Raw genomic sequence first — 17598 nt, 5'->3', positions numbered from 1 at the left:
CATGAGGGTGCGGATGCAGACGTTCTTCGTCGAGATCAAGTGCAAGCTGGGCAAGACGTACCCGGTCGCGAGCGCTCTCGCAGACCGGGAGATCGCGTCCGAGATCTACTCCACCGCCGGCAATTACGACATCCTGGCCAAGTTCCACGTCGACGACGATGTCGATATCGGCCACTTCGTGGCCGAGAACGTCCACCCGATCCCCGACATCGCCGACACCCGGACGATCATCACCTTCAAGGCGTTCTGACGCCTCGAGTACCTGGGGCCGGCCGCTCAGGCCGGCTCCGCCGCGTGCGCGAGCAGTTGGGCGTTCGTCCGCTCCAGCCGGTTCGCGAGCTCCCGCATGATGGCGATGGACATCTGCGGGAACTGGCTCAGGAGTTCGAGGAAAACGCGCTTGTCGATCCGAAGCGCGGATGACGGTTCCGTTGCGACGACCGTCGCGGAGCGGGGGGAGTCGGACAGGATCCCCATCTCGCCCAGAAGCGCATTGCGGCCGAGTTCCGCAACCTTCACGGCGCCGCCAGGGTTCTCGAGGAGGACTTCCGCGCACCCGTCCAGGATGACGTAGGCCGCGTCCGCCGCATCGCCCTGCGAGAAGAATCGCTGGCCGCGCGCGAAGTGGATGCGCTCGGACGTGAACGCGAGAAGCTTGAGCCGGGACGGATCGATGTCCTTGAACATCGGCACCTGCCGGAGCGATTGAACTTCCGTATCCAGCGTCATCATGACCGGTCCACCACAGTTACTCAGCTGCCGCCCGGGCGCGCTGGTCGCGCCCCGCCTCCCGAGCTGCCGCCCCCTCCTCGACCTGAACCGCGCCGCCGCGGAACTGGATCACCACGTCGAATAGCTTCGGCTGCCTCTCGTTGGGCAATACCGCGATCAAGCTCCGATCCTTCATCTCCTCGGCGATCAACTCAAGAGCCGGACCGACACGGCTCTCGCCCAGCGGCGCCAGCGCTCCGTCGAGAACCAGGATGTCCGGCCGCTTCACCAGGCAGCGCAGGAGATTGACGATCGTCCGTTGAGGAGAGGTTAGGAGGCGGCCGGCCGGACCGACCTGCTGGTCGAGGCCCACCCTTTCGATGCCGGCGCGAAGCGACATCTCGTCGATAATCTCCGCCCCGAGGGCCCGGACGCGCTCGCGCGCATCGGCGATCCGCTCGTTCACGCGGCCGAACAGCAGGTTGTCGCGGACCGTCGCGGCCGGGTTGAGCGTCTGCACGTCGTAGAAGCTGATATCCTCCCGCTCGTGGCGGGCCATGATCTCTCGCACCTGGGCACGCCCGGCGAGCAGACGCTCCATCATTCCATCGTTCAGCAGGCCGAGGCGGTGGCGCGGTTCGACATAGGGCAACGTCAGCGAGAGAAGCCGGCCACGATCCTCCCGCGTCGCTCCACCCCGCCCCGTCATCCCGAGGCGCTTCACGATACCCTCGAAATCCGACAGCTCGTCGGCATGGACGAACGAGAACTGGTCGAAGAGCGGATGGCCGAGCGGAAGGCCCCGGAAGATGTCCACCATCGTCTCGGCGATGCGCGCGCCCATCTGGACGAGGTCCTGCGTGAGCTCAGCCTGGTCGAGCGCCTCGCGGAAGTGGACGTCGTTGGCGAGCGCCCGTCCCATGAGGCTCTGGCTCGTCGGCACGCCGAACAGCAGGTTCTCGGCGACCGTCGCCTGGATGTTGTACCGCTCCGGATCGAAGAACTCGACCAGCTCGGCGAGCCCGTCGCGCTGGAGCCGTTCGTGCAGGCGTTGCCGCGCTTCGAGAAGTCGCTCCGACAGCTCCGGGTTCCGATCCGGGTCGATCGTGCCGGCTAGCCCGAACCGGTAGAGGTCGTCCCCGAGCCCCAAGCCGGTCAGCAGTCGGATGATCCGCTCGTCCAGCTCCTCCCGGGTCGCAGCCCCCGAGCGCGAGAGGTCCACCCAGTCGGCCTCGGGCGTGTCGAGCGAGTTCCCCGTCCACGACGCCTCGAGGCGTCGCCGCCGCTCGACGTCGTCCTTCTCGGCCTCTGTGAGCGGCCGCGAACGCATGCCGTAGAGGATGTTGTCCCGGATGCTGCCCGGGAACAGCACGGGCTCGACGCCGGCATAGGCCATCCGGCGCGCGACCACCGAGTGCGGCAGGTCTGAGAGGTCGTGGCCGGCGATCCGCACCTCGCCCGAAAAATCGATCGGCCGGCGCGCGATCAGGCGAGCGAGGAAGCTGGCCGCCGCCGTTCCGTCGGCGGCGACCGCGACATGCGCCGGCAGGTCGATCCGCAGGTCCGCATGCTGGATGAGAGCCGTACCGTGGGCGTCCAGTATGGTCAGGTCCTTGATCTCGATCGCGCTCTCGAGCGGGAAATCCTGCTCTTCCTGCTCCTTGCTTTCGGGAAGCAGCTTCTCGGCCGCGAAATAGGCGACCACCTGGTCGTATTTCACCTGCACGTCGAGGCGCTGCTGATCCCAATCGATCAGCTCCTTCAGGGGAGGCGGAAGCTCGCGATAGGCCGCAATGACAGCGACGAGCTGGCCGATGTCGAGCCGGCCCTGGAGCGCGAAATAGCCGCCGAAGGCGTAGAAGAAGAACGGCGTGAGCTGCGCGAGCAGGTTGTTCAGGAATTTGACGATGAACTTGCGCTTGTAGATCCGGAACCGGATGTCGAAGAGCTCGAACAGCCGGTGCCCGATCTCGGCCCGCTCCCAGCGCCCGGTATTGTGGACATGGACGGCCTCCATGCCGTCGATCACCTCGCTTACCCTGCCCGCGAGCCGCCGGGAGGCGAGCTGGCGCATGCGGCCGAGCCGGAGGAGCTCGCGCCGCATCCGGGGAATGACGACGAACTGCACCCCGACGACGGCCGCCGCCGCCAGGCCGAGCCATAGGCTCTGCATGATGATGAACAGCAGGGCGGTCGCGGCCTGCGTGCCCAGGAAGACGGGCTGCACGAAGGCATCGCCGATGAAGCCTCCGATGGGTTCAACCTCGTCCTTGATGATGGTCGCGGCCTCCGAGGACTTCACGCCCCGGAGCGTTTCCGGAGTGAAGCGCAGCGCCATGCTGAACAGCTCGAACCGCATGCGGCGCATCATGCGCTCGCCGAGGGCGCCCTTGGAGACGTTGATCCAGTACTTGAAGGCGCCGTTCACCAGCACGAAGAACAGGAACAGGAGCGACAGGCCGAACAGGAGATGCAGCCGGCCGACGTCGAACCCCGGGAAGAGATCGAACCGGTACCCACCGAGCCAAGCGGGGAGCGAGAAGCTGATGTCGAGAAACTTGGCCGTCTGGCGGCCCTGCTCGAACGCGCGGCCCTGAATGGCCTCGTTCACGATCTTCCGCGGGAGATCGAGCGACATGTAGTAGAACGGCAGGGACGCGAGCACGACCGCGAAAATGATCAGCTGGTCGCGCTTCGAGTGCCGCCATATGTAGCGGAACAGACTCTTGTTCATCTCCCTCAAGGTTATCATGCCCGGGACCGGAAGCGAGACCACTTTCCCGGCCCCCGGCCGCTGCAGGTCAACGCCGTCCGGCAGGTCGGCCGGAGCAGTCCTCAGGGGGGTGATCGAGGGGCGGATCCTGTGCTAGGAACGGCACCGCGGTCGCCGCACTTGGCCCACCCTCTGCGCGGACCAGAAAGCATGGCGTTTGGAGGGGAAGAGGATCGCTTCTCGCCTTATGGGATGGTGCAAGCGCAATCAGGGGGCGCGGGATCCGTTCGTGTCCTGAGCTACAGCCACGATACGTTCGGCCTCGGGCATCTGCGGCGGACCAGGGCGATCGCCAATGCCTTGGTGCCGGAACGCCCGAACGCGTCCGTCCTCATCCTGTCGGGCTCGCCCGTCATCGGCAGCTTCGAGTTCGGGCGTGGCGTCGATTACGTGCGCATCCCGGGCGTGACCAAGCAGCCCGACGGCGACTACCGCAGCCTCAACCTCAACCTGTCCATCGAGGAGGCGGTGCGGCTGCGCGAGGCCCTGATCCTGCAGACGGCCGAGACGTTCCGACCGGACATCTTCATCGTCGACAAGGAGCCCACCGGCTTCCGGGGGGAGATCGTTTCGGCGCTCGAATTGCTGCGCGCCCGCGGCTGCCGCATCGTGCTCGGGGTGCGGGACGTGCTCGACGACCCGTCCCTGCTCGTTCCGGAGTGGGAGCGGAAGGGGGCCACCGAGCTTCTTGCCCGCGCCTATGACGAGATCTGGGTCTATGGCCTGCCGGAGGTCTATCGGCCGCTCGCCTGTCTGCCGCTGCCTTGCAACCTCGCCCGGCAGACGACCTATACCGGCTACCTCCGGCGCGACATCCCGACGACGTCGTCGCTGACCTACCATCCGAACCTGACGCGGCAGCCCTTCATCCTCGTCACCACCGGGGGCGGTGGGGACGGGGAAGACGTGATCGACTGGGTGATCTCCGCCTATGAATCGGGTGAGGAGATCGAGCTGCCCGCCCTCATCGTCTTCGGGCCCTTCATCAACCGCGACCACAGGCGCGGCTTCATGGAGCGCATCGCGCGCCACCCGAAACTCGACGCCATCTCCTTCGACACCAAGCTCGAACTCCTGATGAGCAAGGCCGCGGGCGTGGTGGCGATGGGGGGCTACAACACGTTTTGCGAGATCCTGTCCCTGGACAAGCGCTCGCTCATCGTGCCCCGGACAAGGCCGCGCCGCGAACAGCTCATCCGCGCCGTCGAGGCGGAACGCCTCGGGCTCGTCAGGGCACTTGTCGAGGACGGGGACGGCCGCGATCCTGCCTTGATGGCGGCGGCGCTCCGGGCGCTGCCCGGTCAGAACCGGCCGTCTGAGGTCGTGATACCGGGGCTGCTGGACGGGCTGGAGGTGATCAAGTCCCGCCTCTCGGCCGTGCTGGGGGGCGAGGCGGGATTGCAGGCGGCAGAGTGAACCCCAGAGAACCCGACAAAGCCGCGGGCCGGATTGCGATCGTCGTCAAGGGATATCCGCGGCTTTCCGAGACCTTCATCGCCCAGGAGATCCGCGGGCTCGAACAGCGCGGGCTCGAGCTCGAAATCTGGTCCCTGCGCCATCCGACCGAGCGGTTCACGCACCCCGTGCACCGGGAGATCGAGGCGACGGTGCGGTATCTGCCCGAGTATCTCTACCAGGAGCCGGTGCGCGTCGTCCGGGGGCTTCTGGCCGGCCTGAAACGGCCGGGTTTCGGCGCGTTCATCCGGGCGGGCTGGCGCGACCTCAGGCGCGATCCGACCCCGAACCGGATGCGGCGGCTTGGGCAAGCTCTGGTACTCGCGCGGGAATTGCCCGCCGACATCCGGCACCTGCATGTGCACTACCTGCACACGCCCGCCTCCGTCGTCCGGTATGCCGCGATCCTGACGGGATTGCCCTGGACCTTCTCGGCGCACGCCAAGGACATCTGGACGACACCGGACTGGGACCTTGCGGAGAAGCTAGGAGAGGCACGCTGGGGCGTGACCTGCACACGCGACGGGCATGGGAGGCTCGCGGCCCTGGCCCCGGCAGAGGAGAGGGTGGAGCTCCTCTACCACGGCCTCGATCTGTCGCGCTTTCCGGCTCCGCCCGCCAGCCGCCCAGCCCGGGATGGGTCCGACCCTGCCGATCCGCTACGCGTGATCTCCGTCGGCCGCGCCGTGGCCAAGAAGGGCTTCGACGACCTCTTGCGGGCGCTCGCGGGGCTGCCAACCGACCTGCATTGGCAACTCGTCCATGTCGGAGGCGGCGAGGGGCTCCCCCGGCTCAGGGCGCTCTCGGAGAGCCTCGGCCTCGCAGGCCGGGTCGTCTTTCTCGGCCCGAAACCGCAGCCGGACATCGTCGCGATGCTGCGCGAGGCCGACCTGTTCGTGCTGCCGGCAAAGGACACCAAGAGCGGGGACCGCGACGGCCTGCCCAACGTGCTGATGGAAGCGGCCTCGCAGGCACTGCCACTCGTGTCGACGCGCTTCGCCGGGATACCCGAATTCGTCCGCGACGGCCTGGATGGGGTTCTCGTCCCGTCGGGTGATTGGGAGGCGCTCTCCAATGCCATCAACGGCCTCGCCCGCGATCCCGCCCGCCGCGCGACGCTCGGCCGCTCGGCCCGGGAGCGGCTGACGACGACCTTCACGGCGGACAAAGGCTTCGACCGGCTCGCCTCACGGCTGTCCGCCGGGCCTCTCCCCCAGGAGAATTGCAAGGCGCTCGCCGTGGACGCGGCACCGTGAGCCGGCAGCCAATTGCCTTCTATGCACCCCTGAAGGCCCCGGACCATCCGCACCCGTCCGGCGACCGCACCATGGCGCGGCTGCTGCTGCGCGCTCTCGATCGCGCCGGCTTCGCGCCCGCCGTTGCGAGCGGCCTGCGCACTTGGGAACCGGCCGGCGACCCTGCCCGCCAGAATGCGATCCGGGCGGCGAGCTTAGCCGAGGCAGACCGCCTCACGGCCAGCTACGAGGCCCTGCCCGCCGACCGAAGGCCACGCGCCTGGTTCACCTACCATTGCTACTACAAGGCCCCGGACCATCTCGGCCCCGAAATGGCCCGCCGGCTCGGCATTCCCTACGCGATCGCAGAAGCGTCGCGCGCGCCGAAGCGGGCGCATGGTACCCATGCCGCCGGCCACGCCGCCGCCGAGAGGGCGATCGACCGCGCCGACATCCTGTTCGTCATGACGCGCCATGATCGGGCCTGCCTGGAGCGCGCCGCCCGGCCCGGTCAGGCCCTGGTGAACCTGCCGCCCTTCATCGATACGGACGCCTTCGCCATCGCTCCCGGCCCAACCGGGGAGGGGCGCCCTCCCCGGCTCCTCGCCGTCGCCATGATGCGGGATGGCGACAAGCTCGCATCGTTCCGCCTGCTCGGCGAGGCGCTTGCCCGGATCCCAAATCGCCCCTGGGTCATAGACGTCGTCGGAGATGGCCCGGCACGCCCGGAGGTCGAGCGGATCCTCGCTCCCTTCGGTGCCCGGGTGGCGTTTCGCGGTCGGCTCGAGGGAGCGGATCTCGCTGTGGCCTACAACGAGGCAGACCTCCTCGTCTGGCCGGCCGTGAACGAGGCCTATGGCATGGTCCTCCTCGAGGCGCAGGCGAATGGCTGCCCGGTCGTCGCCGGCTGCTTCGGCGGCGTCCCCGACGTTGTGGTCGATGGCGCCACCGGCCTCCTGGCCGAGCCCGGCAATGCGGCGGCTCTTGCCGAGGGGGTCGCATCCCTCCTTGCCGATCCCGCCCGGCGCGCCACGATGGGAGAGGCGGCCCGGCGTTTCGTCCGGGAGGAGCGCAGCCTCGATCGCGCCGCGCGGATCCTCGGCGACGCCCTTCATCCTCTCATTGGGACCGAAGCCGCGTCATGAGCCTGAGGGTTCTGATCGCGGTCACGCATCTTCTTGGGGCCGGCCACCTGACCCGCGCGGCGGCGATCGGCCGGGCGCTGGCCGCTGCCGGCCACGAGGTGACGCTCGTCTCGGGTGGGCGGCCGACCGCAATCCTGAGCGAGGGCGGCTTCCGTCTGGTCCAGCTTCCGCCCGTGCAGGCGCGAGTCGGCGAGTTCACGACGCTACGGGACGCGGACGGCCGCGAAATCGGCGCCGATTACCTCGCCGGGCGCCGCGACCTCCTGCTCGCGACCCTCCGCGAGAGCGCGCCCGACATCCTCGTCACCGAGCTCTTCCCGTTCGGCCGGCGCGTGCTCGCCTCCGAGTTCATGGCCCTTCTCGAAGCCGCGCATGCGCTCCGCCCGCGGCCGCTCGTCGTCTCCTCCGTCCGGGACATCCTGGCCGCGCCATCCGGGCCGGAGAAGCTCGCGCGGACGCACGACCTGCTGGCCCGGCTCTATGACGCCGTACTGGTTCACGGCGATCCTGCGCTCGCACCCCTGGAAGCGTCCTGGCCGGCGCGGGGCGGGATCGGCGCGCCGATCCTCTACACGGGCTACGTCGATACGGAACCGCGAGGCACCGCTTCGCCTCCCGCCACGGACGAAATCCTCGTCTCCGGAGGGTCGAGCGCGGCCGGGCTGCCGCTTTACCGGGCAGCGCTTGCCGCCGCCCGGCTGATGCCGGACCGGCCCTGGCGCATCCTCGTGGGGCGCGGGATATCCGAAGCCGACAACGCCGCTCTCGATCGCGACCGGCCGGACAACGTCCGGCTCGAGCCGGCCCGTCCCGACTTTCGCGAGCTCATGGCGGCGAGCGCCCTCTTCGTCGGCCAGGCCGGCTACAACACCGTGCTCGATCTGCTCGCGGCCCGGCCCCGGGCCGTGCTCGTCCCGTTCGAGCAGGGGAACGAGACGGAACAGCGGCTCCGGGCGAAGATGCTGGCCGAGAAGGGGATCGCCATCGTCCTTCCCGAGGCGGAGCTGAACGGGGACAGCCTCGCCCGGGCGGTCCGCGCCGCGCTCACCCGGCCTCGTCCCGACGACATCGGCATCACGCGAGACGGCGCTGGGCGGACGGCCGAGATCCTGGCGCGGCTGGCGCAGGGCGAGAGCCCGGCCGGATGATACCGCGGCTTCGCGCCATCCTCGACCGCGCGGCGGATAGGGGCGCCGAGATCCCTTTCTGGTGGCGCGACGATGACGCCGTCACGGCAACGCCGGCGCTCGACCGGCTGCTGGCGCTCGGCCGGCAGTTCGGCGTGCCGATCGCAATCGCGGCGATCCCGAACGGGCTTCAGCCAACTCTTCCGGCGCGTCTCCGCGAAGAGCCGGGCGCGCGAATCCTCGTCCACGGACTATCCCACCGGAACCACGCAGCCCCTGGCCGGAAATCGGCGGAGTTCGGGGCGGATCGACCGGAAGACGTTCTCCGTGAGGAGGCATCCGCCGGTGTTGCCATGGCTCGGGCGAAAGCCGGAGAGCTGCTTCTGCCGGTTTTCGTGCCGCCCTGGAACCGGATCGCGCCCGGGCTGGCGGAGAGGCTGCCTGCCCTCGGCTATCGCGGCCTGTCGACCTACGGACCCCGGCGAGCTTTCCGCGGGGTGACCATTGTCAACACTCACCTCGACCCGGTCGATTGGCGCGGGTCGCGGAGCGCCCTCCCCCTTGAACGGCTCCTGGATAGCCTGGAGACGGCGCTTGCCTCGGCCGAACCAGGGCCGATCGGACTTCTGACGCACCACCTGATGTTCGACGAGCCGCTCTGGGCCGCAACACAGGTGCTTCTCGAAGCCCTGGCGGACCACCCGGCCGTTCGCTTCCCCCCGCTGGACAAGCTCTGGGCCGACGAACTGCGTGATTGAATTGCAACCGGTTTAATGACTTAACCTAAAGCACCGAAGCAGTAGCCGAGGCGATCACGGGTGCAGACGCCGCTTCTTTCTGTGCGCGACCTGGCGGTGGAGATCCGGTCAGATCTCGGCGTGTTGCGGGCCGTCGACGGCCTGTCCTTCGACATTCCTCGCGGAAAGACGGTCGCCGTGGTGGGCGAGTCCGGCTCGGGCAAGTCGGTCACGGCCCAGGCCATCATGCGGATCCTGCCGAAGGTCGCCTCGATCGCCGGCGGTAGCATCCTGTTCGACGATCCGGCGGACAAGCATCCTCCTCTCGACATCGCCGCCCTCTCTGCCGAGAGCGAGCGCATGCGGCAGCTGCGGGGCGGTCGCATCGCGATGATTTTCCAGGAGCCGATGACCTCGCTATCGCCCCTGCATACGGCGGGCGATCAGGTCACCGAGGCGCTGAAGATGCACGCCCGCGTGAGCGACGCGGAGGCAAAGGAGCGAGCGATCGAGGTCTTCGAGCGTGTGGGCTTTCCCGATCCAAAGCGCGCGCTCGTCACCTATCCTTTCGAGCTCTCGGGTGGGCTGAGGCAGCGCGCCATGATCGCCATGGCGCTGATCACGCGCCCGGCGCTCCTCATCGCGGACGAGCCGACGACGGCCCTCGACGTCACGACCCAGGCCCAGATTCTCGACCTGATGCGCGAACTGCAGGGCGACATGGGGATGTCCATCCTGCTGATCACGCACGACCTCGGCGTGGTGGCGAACATGGCCGACGACGTCGTCGTCATGTACCGCGGACGGATGATGGAGGCAGGCGAGCGCGAGGACATCTTCCGCCGCCCGCAACATCCCTACCTCAAGGCCCTGATGCGGGCCGTCCCCCGCTTCAACATGCAGCCGGGCGAGCGGCTCACGCCCCTGCGCGAGGTGAAGGCCGCGCCGGCGCTCCTGGAACGCCCGCCGGCCCCGCCCGCGGCACACCGAAACATCCTGAAGGTGCAGCACGTCAGCAAGACCTTCACGCTCCGCTCCGGTTGGTTCAGCGGACACTCGCGGACCGTGCGCGCCGTGAACGACGTGTCCCTGGTTGTTCCGGCCGGCAAGACGCTGGGCCTGGTCGGCGAATCCGGCTGCGGCAAGACCACCCTCTCCAAGATCATCTCGCGCGCGATGGCGCCGGATGCCGGCGCGGTCCTGTTCGACGACGGCTCTGGGCCGCGGGACGTCCACTCGCTCTCGGGCGAGGCGCTCACGGCCTATCGCCGCTCCGTCCAGTTCGTGTTCCAGGACCCGTTCTCGTCCCTCAACCCCCGCATGACGGTCTACGAGTTGCTGACGGAGCCCCTTCGCATCCACGACATCGGCACTCCGGACGACCGCTTCGAGAAGGCGAAGGCGCTGCTGGACATGGTCGGGCTGGATCGCCGGAGCCTGCGCCGCTACCCGCACTCGTTCTCGGGCGGGCAGCGCCAGCGGCTCGGGATTGCCCGCGCGCTCGCGCTCGAGCCGAAGGTCCTTCTCTGCGACGAGCCGGTCTCGGCGCTCGACGTGTCCGTCCAGGCTCAGGTCCTGAACCTCCTCAAGGACCTGCAGGCAGCGCTGGGCCTCTCGTATCTCTTCGTGTCGCACAACCTCGCGGTGGTGGATTACGTGGCCGATACCATCGCGGTGATGTGCCGCGGCTACATTGTCGAGCAGGCTCCCGCCGCCGATCTATTTCGGGAGCCGCGCCATCCGTACACGAAGGCGCTCCTCGCGGCCGTGCCGGACCCGGACCTCGACCGACCCCTCGATTTCGGCAAGTTGCGGTCGGGGCGCTTCTCAGAGCCTGCAGCATGGCCCGAACCGTTCCGCCTGGCCGGCGAGGACGCGGGCGAGATGATCGCGGTCTCCGGAGATCATTACGTGCGAATGATGTCGACCAGGCTTCAGGAGGCAGCATGACCTGGAGAGGTGCTGCCGCGGCGCTGCTCGCGCTCGTTCTTCTGCCCGGGAGCGCAGCCGCGCTCGAACTCGTGGAGACGCCGTTCTTCCAGGAGCGGGTCGCCAAGGGAGAATTGCCGCCGATCGGCGAGCGCGTGCCGAAGGCGCCTCTCGTCGCCGACCTGGCCGGGCAGGGTCGGGAAATCGGCCGCTCCGGAGGCGAGGTCGTCTCGCTCGTCTCGCGCGCCCGGGACATCCGCTATCTGTCGGCGAGCTCCTACGCCCGCCTCGTCGGCTACACGGCCGACCTGAAGCTGAAGCCGGACCTGCTGGAGAGCGTCGAGGCGGAGGACAACCGCGTCTTCACCTTCAAGCTGCGGCCGGGCCACCGCTGGTCCGACGGCCACCCCTTCACGGCGGAGGATTTCCGGTTCTACTGGGAGGACATCGCGACCAACAAGGAGCTGAGCCCGGCCGGGCTGCCGGACTTCCTCATGGTCGACGGCAAGCCTCCCCGCTTCGAGGTGATCGACCAGCAGACCGTCCGCTATACCTGGGAGGCGCCCAATCCTCGCTTCCTGCCGACGCTCGCGCAGCCGCGAGACCCGTTCGTGTATCGGCCGGCCCACTACCTGAAGCGCTTCCACGCGGCCTACGCTGACCAGGCAAAGCTCGAGGAACAGGCGAAGAAGCAGAAGCTGAAATCCTGGGCGGGCCTGTTCAACCGGCTCGACGACATGTTCGAGAACTCGAACACCGAGCTCCCGACCCTGCAGCCCTGGAGGGTGATGACGACGGCGCCCGCGAACCGCTTCGTCTTCGAGCGCAACCCCTTCTACCACCGGGTCGATCCGGCCGGGCAGCAGCTTCCCTATGTCGATCGCGTCCTGCTCGACGTCGCGGCGGGTGGGCTCATGGCCGCGAAGGCGAATTCCGGCGATGCGGACCTGCTCTTCCGCGGCCTCACCATGGCGGATATCCCGATCCTGAAGGAGGGCGAGAAGGCCAAGGGCTTCAAGACCCTGATGTGGCCCTATGCCCGCGGCAGCGAGATCGCCCTCTACCCGAACCTCACCGTCACCGACCCGGTCTGGCGGAAGCTGAACCGCGATGTCCGGTTCAGGCGCGCGCTGTCGCTGGGGATCGACCGGCACACGCTCAACAACTCCCTCCTCTTCGGGCTCGGCACCGAGGGCAACAACACCGTGGTGCGGGAATCGCCGCTGTTCGAGGATCGCTTCCGGACGACCTGGGCCTCCTACGATCCCGGCGAGGCATCCCGGTTGCTGGACGAAATCGGCCTGACCAAGCGCAACTCGGCCGGCATCCGCCTGCTTCCGGACGGCCGGGAACTCGAGATCATCGTGGAGACCGATGGCGAGAGCGGGCTCGTCGTCGACGGGCTCACGCTGATCGCAGAGTTCTGGCGCGAGATCGGGGTGAGGCTCTTCGTCAAGCCGCAGGACCGGGGCGTGCTCCGCAACCGGACCTATGCGGGGCTCACCGTGATGGTGGCGTCGCAGGGGCTCGATCTCGCCCTCGCGACCGCCGCCATGCCGCCATCGGAGCTCGCCCCCCTGCGGCAGGACTATTATTCCTGGGCGAAATGGGGCCAGTACCAGGAGACCAAGGGGGCGTCGGGCGAGCCGTGCGACATCCCGGAGGCCCGGCGCCTGATCGAGCTCTACCGCGAGTGGCTCTCCGCGGCAGATCCGGAGACGCAGAACCGCGTCTGGCGCGAGATGCTCGCCAACCATGCCGAGAACCTGTGGTCGATCGGCACGGTGGGTGGCGCGCTGCAGCCGATCGTGACCCGCAATGGGCTCAAGAACGTGCCCCGCAAGGCGGTCTATTCCTGGGAGCCGACCTCCATGCTCGGGGTCTACCGAATCGACGAATTCTTCTGGGAGCGGCCGGCCGGCCGCGAGGCCCGCCGGGCGCTGCCATTCGCCACCGCCTCGGCGCGCGCGGCAGCGCGGGACACGAACCGTCGATGATCGCCTTCCTCGTCCGCCGGATCGGGACCATGGCGGTCACCCTCGCCATCATCTCGGCGCTCGTGTTCTTCATCATCAAGCTGCCGCCGGGCGACTTCCTGACGAACCAGATCGCCGAGCTGCGCGCCCAGGGCGAGGCCGCCTCGGCCGCGAAGGCCGAGTTCCTGATCAAGCAATACGGGCTCGATCTGCCCGTCTGGAAGCAGTACCTGATCTGGATCGGGCTCTGGCCCGGGCCGAACGGCTTCTCGGGCCTGCTTCAGGGCGACTGGGGCTGGTCCTTCGAGTTCGACAAGCCCGTCACGGACGTGGTGGGCGACGCGCTCTGGCTGACGCTCCTCATCAACCTCGTGGTCGTGGTCTTCGTTCACGTGGTCTCGATCCCGATCGCGATCTACTCCGCCACGCGGCAGTATTCGGTCGGCGACTACATCGCGACCTTCATCGGCTATATCGGGCTCGCGACCCCGAGCTTCCTGCTCGCTCTGATCCTGCTCTACTACACGAACCGGTGGTTCGGGATCTCGATCGGCGGCCTCTACGACGCGAAATATGCCGGGCAGCCCTGGAGCTGGGACAAGTTCACTTCCCTCCTCTCCCACCTCGTGGTGCCGACGATCGTCATCGGCCTTGGCGGGACGGCCGCCATGATCCGGCGCATGCGGGCCAACCTGCTCGATGAGCTCGGCAAGCAGTATTATGTGACCGCGAAGGCGAAGGGCCTGCCACCCACCCGGGCGCTGCTGAAATATCCCTTCCGCATGTCGCTGAACCCCTTCATCGCGGATATCGGCAACCTCCTGCCGCATCTCGTGTCGGGTTCGGTCCTAGTGTCGCTGGTGCTAAGCCTGCCGACGGTCGGGCCGATCCTGCTCGCCGCCCTCAAGAGCCAGGACCAGTTCCTGGCAGGGTTCATCCTGATGTTCGTGGCGGCCCTGACCGTGGTCGGGATGCTGGTCTCCGACCTTCTCCTGGCGTGGCTCGATCCGCGCATCCGCCTCGGCGGGCGTTGATGACGCCCGTCTCTGCCCGGCCTGCCTCCGAGTCAGACAGCATGCCTGAACGGGTGAACGCCGACGCGATGCCGCGGCCCCGGCACTTCGTCGATACGCGTCCGTTCGATCCCGGCGCGAGCGAGCCCGGAGGGGCGGAGAACGAGGAGTTCTACCGCGCGTCGTCCTGGCGGCTCACCTGGTGGAAGTTCCGGCGGCACAAGGTGGCCGTCGCGGCCGCCTTCGTGCTCCTCGCCTTCTACATGATGGTCCCGTTCGTCGAAGTGATCGCGCCGTACAACCAGGCCAAGCGGCACGGCGACTTCCTGTACGCGCCGCCCCAGGCGATCCACCTCTTCCACGAGGGCGAGTTTGTCGGCCCGTTCGTGTACCCCTACCGGTTCACGTTCAACCTGGACACCTTCAAGCGCGACTACGTGGTCGACAGGAGCACCCCGCAGCCGATCCGCTTCTTCTGCCGGGGCGATGCCTACGAATTCTGGGGCATGAAGGAGATGAGCGGCCACATCGTCTGCCCGCCCGAGGGCGGCACGATGTTCCTGCTCGGCACGGACCGGCTCGGCCGCGACCTCTTCTCGCGCATCATCTACGGCGCGCGGATATCGCTCACGATCGGCCTCGTCGGCATCGCGGTCTCCTTCACGCTCGGACTCTTCTTCGGCGGGATCGCTGGCTATCTCGGCGGCTGGGTGGACCATGTGGTCCAGCGGATGATCGAGATCCTGCGCTCGCTGCCCGAGCTGCCGCTGTGGCTCGCTCTCTCGGCGGCGCTGCCGCCGAACTGGAGCCCGATCCTCGTCTTCTTCGGGATCACCATCATCCTCGGCCTGCTCGACTGGCCGGGCCTTGCGAGGGCGGTACGGTCCAAGCTCCTCGCGCTGCGCGAGGAGGATTTCGTCCGGGCGGCGGAGCTGATGGGCGCCTCGCGCACGCGAATCATCGCACGCCACCTCATCCCGAACTTCATGAGCCACCTGATCGCGTCGGCGACGCTGTCGATCCCGTCGATGATCCTCGGCGAGACGGCGCTGTCGTTCCTCGGCCTCGGGCTGCGGCCACCGGTGACGAGTTGGGGCGTGCTGCTGAACGAGGCGCAGAACCTCGCCGCCGTGCAGCTTCACCCCTGGCTGCTCTTCCCGATCGTCCCGGTGGTCCTCGTCGTCCTCGCCTTCAGCTTCATGGGGGATGGGCTGCGGGACGCGGCCGATCCGTATCACTGAGCCGCCGCTCGTCTCGGCGAGAACCGGGATCCGAGCCAAGCCGGACGCGAAACCCCGGCTTGCGCCGGGGTCAGCAACTGCGTGGTCAGCTGCGCGGTGCCGAGCGGGCCCGCTCAAGCCAGGCGAGCTGCATGCCGCCCTGATCGCCACCCCGCTCGGAGCGGGCGGCATCGGACCGCACGGGCTTGTTCGGACGGCCCTGGCCGCCTTGCGCCGGGCGGCCCTGCCCGGTCTTCTGCCCCGGCCGGTTCTGGCCGCCATCGCGCCCGCGGCCCTGGCTCTGGCGAGCACCATTGCCCTCGCCGCGTCCGGCACCAGGACGGCCGCCCTCCGGGCGGCGCTTCGGCTGGCGGTGCGGCTGAGCCGGCGCGGCATCGGTCGCGACCGGCGCCGTCACCTGGAACCCGGCCGGCGGGGTCGCCACCGGGACCGCGAGGCGCGTCAGCTTCTCGATGTCCCGAAGATAGGCCCGCTCCTCGCCGTTGCAGAAGGAGATCGCGACGCCCGTCGCCCCCGCCCGAGCCGTGCGGCCGATGCGGTGGACATAGGATTCCGGGACGTTGGGCAGGTCGAAATTGATCACGTGGCTCACGCCATCGATATCGATGCCGCGCGCCGCGATGTCGGTCGCGACGAGCACGCGCGAGCGCCCGGACTTGAACTCGGCAAGCGCCCGCTCGCGCTGCCCCTGGCTCTTGTTGCCGTGGATGGCTGCCGCCTGGATGCCGTCCCGCTCAAGATTGCGCACCACCCGGTCCGCCCCATGCTTCGTCCGGGTGAAGACCAGCGCGCGGTCCACCGGCTCGGCCTGAAGCACCGCCCGCAGGAGGCCCTGCTTGTCCGCCGTCGAGGCGAAGATCACGCTCTGCTCGACCCGTTCCGCGGTCGTTGCAACCGGCGTGACCGCGACCTTCACGGGGTTGTCGAGAAGCTGCTCGGCAAGCCCCGAGATCGTGTTCGGCATGGTCGCCGAGAAGAACAGCGTCTGCCGCTTCTTGGGGATCAGGGTCACGATCCGGCGCAGCGCATGGATGAAGCCAAGGTCGAGCATCTGATCGGCCTCATCGAGGACGAAGATCTCGACGCCGGCGAGCGAGAGCGACTTGCGGTCGACCAGATCGAGCAGTCGGCCCGGAGTTGCGACGAGGATATCGACGCCCTGCGCAAGCGCCCTCTCCTGCCGTCCGAGCGGCACGCCGCCGAAGACGACGGTGGTGGAGAGGCGGAGGTGCCGACCGTAGGCGCGGAAGCTCTCGGCGATCTGGCTTGCGAGCTCACGCGTCGGGCTCAACACCAGAGCCCGGCAGCCGCGCCGCTGGGGAGGCTGCTGCCGGCCGGCCAGATTGTGGAGGATCGGCAGCGCGAACGCGGCCGTCTTGCCCGTGCCGGTTTGGGCAATGCCCAGGAGATCGCGCCCGGCGACCACGTCGGGGATCGATTGAGCCTGGATGGGGGTGGGAGACGTATAGCCCTCTTCGGCGAGGGCCTTGAGGATCGGCGCCTGGAGGCCGAATCCGGAAAATGACGACAAGGAGAGTCTCTCGAATACGAGTCAGGGCCGCCGCGCGCATCCTGCGCCGGTCGGTCCGGGGAGAACCCGCGTGATCGGGGCTCTCTTGGCGATGAAGCGAATGAAGGGGGAGGCCGGGCCGCTTATTGCGGGCCGTCACGCAGCCTCTCTCACGCAGCCCGCTAGGCGCGGGCGCTGACGCCTGAACTCATCTGGCCTCGAACCTCACCCCTGTCAAGATACCTCGTGGGTAGGGGGACGGCTGGAACTAAAGAAAACGCGCCCGTGTTGATCGCCCGACAAGTCGACATCAAGGAGTGGTAAGATGCCAAGGGACAATCCGGCGTCCGGGCGAGGATTCGCGTCCATGTCGGAAGATCGGCAGCGCGAGATCGCAAGCAAAGGTGGCCGAAGTGTGCCGGCGGAGAAGCGATCCTTCTCACAAGATCGTGGCCTCGCCTCGCAGGCCGGCCGCAAGGGCGGGCAGGCATCGGGCTCTTCCCGACACGCCTGAAGCTCCTCGGAACGGCCCCTGACGAAATTTTTTCGGCCCGGCTGGAACCGGGTGATGGGCCGCACGTTGAGGAATCAACCGGCCCCGCTTTGCCCCCATCGGCCGGCACCTTTCAGGCGTGATCACCTCTGGTGATCACGCCTTTCTTCTTTCTGGTCGAGGCTGACCGATGGGCACAAACGAAAAGAGCGCCGGAGTTACCGGCGCTCTCGGAAGGCTGAGACGGTCTGCC

Annotated in this window: 14 protein-coding genes; 11 read left to right on the top strand and 3 right to left on the bottom strand. The window is 68.2% G+C overall.

What is annotated here, in order from left to right; all coding sequences use genetic code 11:
* Positions 1-13: 13 nt before the first annotated feature.
* Complete coding sequence (locus ACO2SS_RS19895; RefSeq protein ID WP_171220339.1) at positions 14-250, top strand: Lrp/AsnC ligand binding domain-containing protein; 237 nt, start codon at positions 14-16, stop codon at positions 248-250.
* A gap of 26 nt (positions 251-276) precedes the next feature.
* Here the strand turns inward: ACO2SS_RS19895 and ACO2SS_RS19890 are convergent, their stop codons facing one another.
* Both ACO2SS_RS19890 and ACO2SS_RS19885 read right to left on the bottom strand, forming a co-directional pair.
* Positions 277-729 (bottom strand): cyclic nucleotide-binding domain-containing protein, encoded by a 453-nt coding sequence (locus ACO2SS_RS19890; protein WP_423279575.1) that lies wholly within the window; start codon positions 727-729, stop codon positions 277-279.
* A gap of 19 nt (positions 730-748) precedes the next feature.
* Positions 749-3445 (bottom strand): ABC transporter transmembrane domain-containing protein, encoded by a 2697-nt coding sequence (locus tag ACO2SS_RS19885; protein WP_423279516.1) that lies wholly within the window; start codon positions 3443-3445, stop codon positions 749-751.
* A gap of 231 nt (positions 3446-3676) precedes the next feature.
* Here ACO2SS_RS19885 and ACO2SS_RS19880 point away from each other — a divergent pair, with 231 nt between their 5' ends.
* The 9 genes from ACO2SS_RS19880 to ACO2SS_RS19840 are packed head-to-tail and all read left to right on the top strand — an operon-like array spanning position 3677 to position 15342.
* A complete protein-coding gene (locus ACO2SS_RS19880) occupies positions 3677-4900 on the top strand; it encodes a glycosyltransferase family protein (protein ID WP_423279574.1) in 1224 nt (407 codons plus the stop codon).
* On the top strand, positions 4897-6195 hold the full coding sequence (locus tag ACO2SS_RS19875; RefSeq protein ID WP_423279515.1) for a glycosyltransferase family 4 protein: 1299 nt from the start codon (positions 4897-4899) through the stop codon (positions 6193-6195). Before ACO2SS_RS19880 ends, ACO2SS_RS19875 begins: the two co-directional genes overlap by 4 nt.
* A complete protein-coding gene (locus tag ACO2SS_RS19870; protein ID WP_423279514.1) occupies positions 6192-7319 on the top strand; it encodes a glycosyltransferase family 4 protein in 1128 nt (375 codons plus the stop codon). The genes ACO2SS_RS19875 and ACO2SS_RS19870 overlap by 4 nt, the downstream gene beginning before the upstream one ends.
* The gene (locus ACO2SS_RS19865) at positions 7316-8467 is read left to right on the top strand and encodes a glycosyltransferase family protein (RefSeq protein WP_423279513.1); all 1152 of its coding nucleotides are present in this window, start codon (positions 7316-7318) and stop codon (positions 8465-8467) included. The genes ACO2SS_RS19870 and ACO2SS_RS19865 overlap by 4 nt, the downstream gene beginning before the upstream one ends.
* Entirely contained in the window at positions 8464-9204 is a 741-nt protein-coding gene (locus tag ACO2SS_RS19860) for a polysaccharide deacetylase family protein (RefSeq protein ID WP_423279512.1), read from the top strand. The genes ACO2SS_RS19865 and ACO2SS_RS19860 overlap by 4 nt, the downstream gene beginning before the upstream one ends.
* A gap of 60 nt (positions 9205-9264) precedes the next feature.
* The gene (locus ACO2SS_RS19855; protein WP_423279511.1) at positions 9265-11133 is read left to right on the top strand and encodes an ABC transporter ATP-binding protein; all 1869 of its coding nucleotides are present in this window, start codon (positions 9265-9267) and stop codon (positions 11131-11133) included.
* Positions 11130-13109, top strand: coding sequence for an ABC transporter substrate-binding protein (locus tag ACO2SS_RS19850; protein ID WP_423279510.1), 1980 nt, complete (start codon positions 11130-11132; stop codon positions 13107-13109). Before ACO2SS_RS19855 ends, ACO2SS_RS19850 begins: the two co-directional genes overlap by 4 nt.
* Entirely contained in the window at positions 13106-14122 is a 1017-nt protein-coding gene (locus tag ACO2SS_RS19845; RefSeq protein WP_423279509.1) for an ABC transporter permease, read from the top strand. Before ACO2SS_RS19850 ends, ACO2SS_RS19845 begins: the two co-directional genes overlap by 4 nt.
* A 41-nt stretch (positions 14123-14163) precedes the next feature.
* Entirely contained in the window at positions 14164-15342 is a 1179-nt protein-coding gene (locus tag ACO2SS_RS19840) for an ABC transporter permease (protein WP_423279508.1), read from the top strand.
* A gap of 85 nt (positions 15343-15427) precedes the next feature.
* Here ACO2SS_RS19840 and ACO2SS_RS19835 read toward each other — a convergent pair whose 3' ends face one another.
* A complete protein-coding gene (locus tag ACO2SS_RS19835; protein ID WP_423279507.1) occupies positions 15428-16873 on the bottom strand; it encodes a DEAD/DEAH box helicase in 1446 nt (481 codons plus the stop codon).
* Between the two features lie 304 nt (positions 16874-17177).
* On the opposite strand from ACO2SS_RS19835, the gene ACO2SS_RS19830 reads away from it, so the two are divergent.
* Positions 17178-17366, top strand: coding sequence for a KGG domain-containing protein (locus tag ACO2SS_RS19830; protein ID WP_423279506.1), 189 nt, complete (start codon positions 17178-17180; stop codon positions 17364-17366).
* Positions 17367-17598: the final 232 nt, after the last annotated feature.

This window comes from Enterovirga sp. CN4-39, assembly GCF_049446235.1.
In the GTDB taxonomy this organism is placed as follows: domain Bacteria; phylum Pseudomonadota; class Alphaproteobacteria; order Rhizobiales; family Beijerinckiaceae; genus Enterovirga.
The sequence above is the reverse complement of the archived record's forward strand: the minus strand, read 5'-3'. Positions and strand labels throughout refer to the sequence as shown.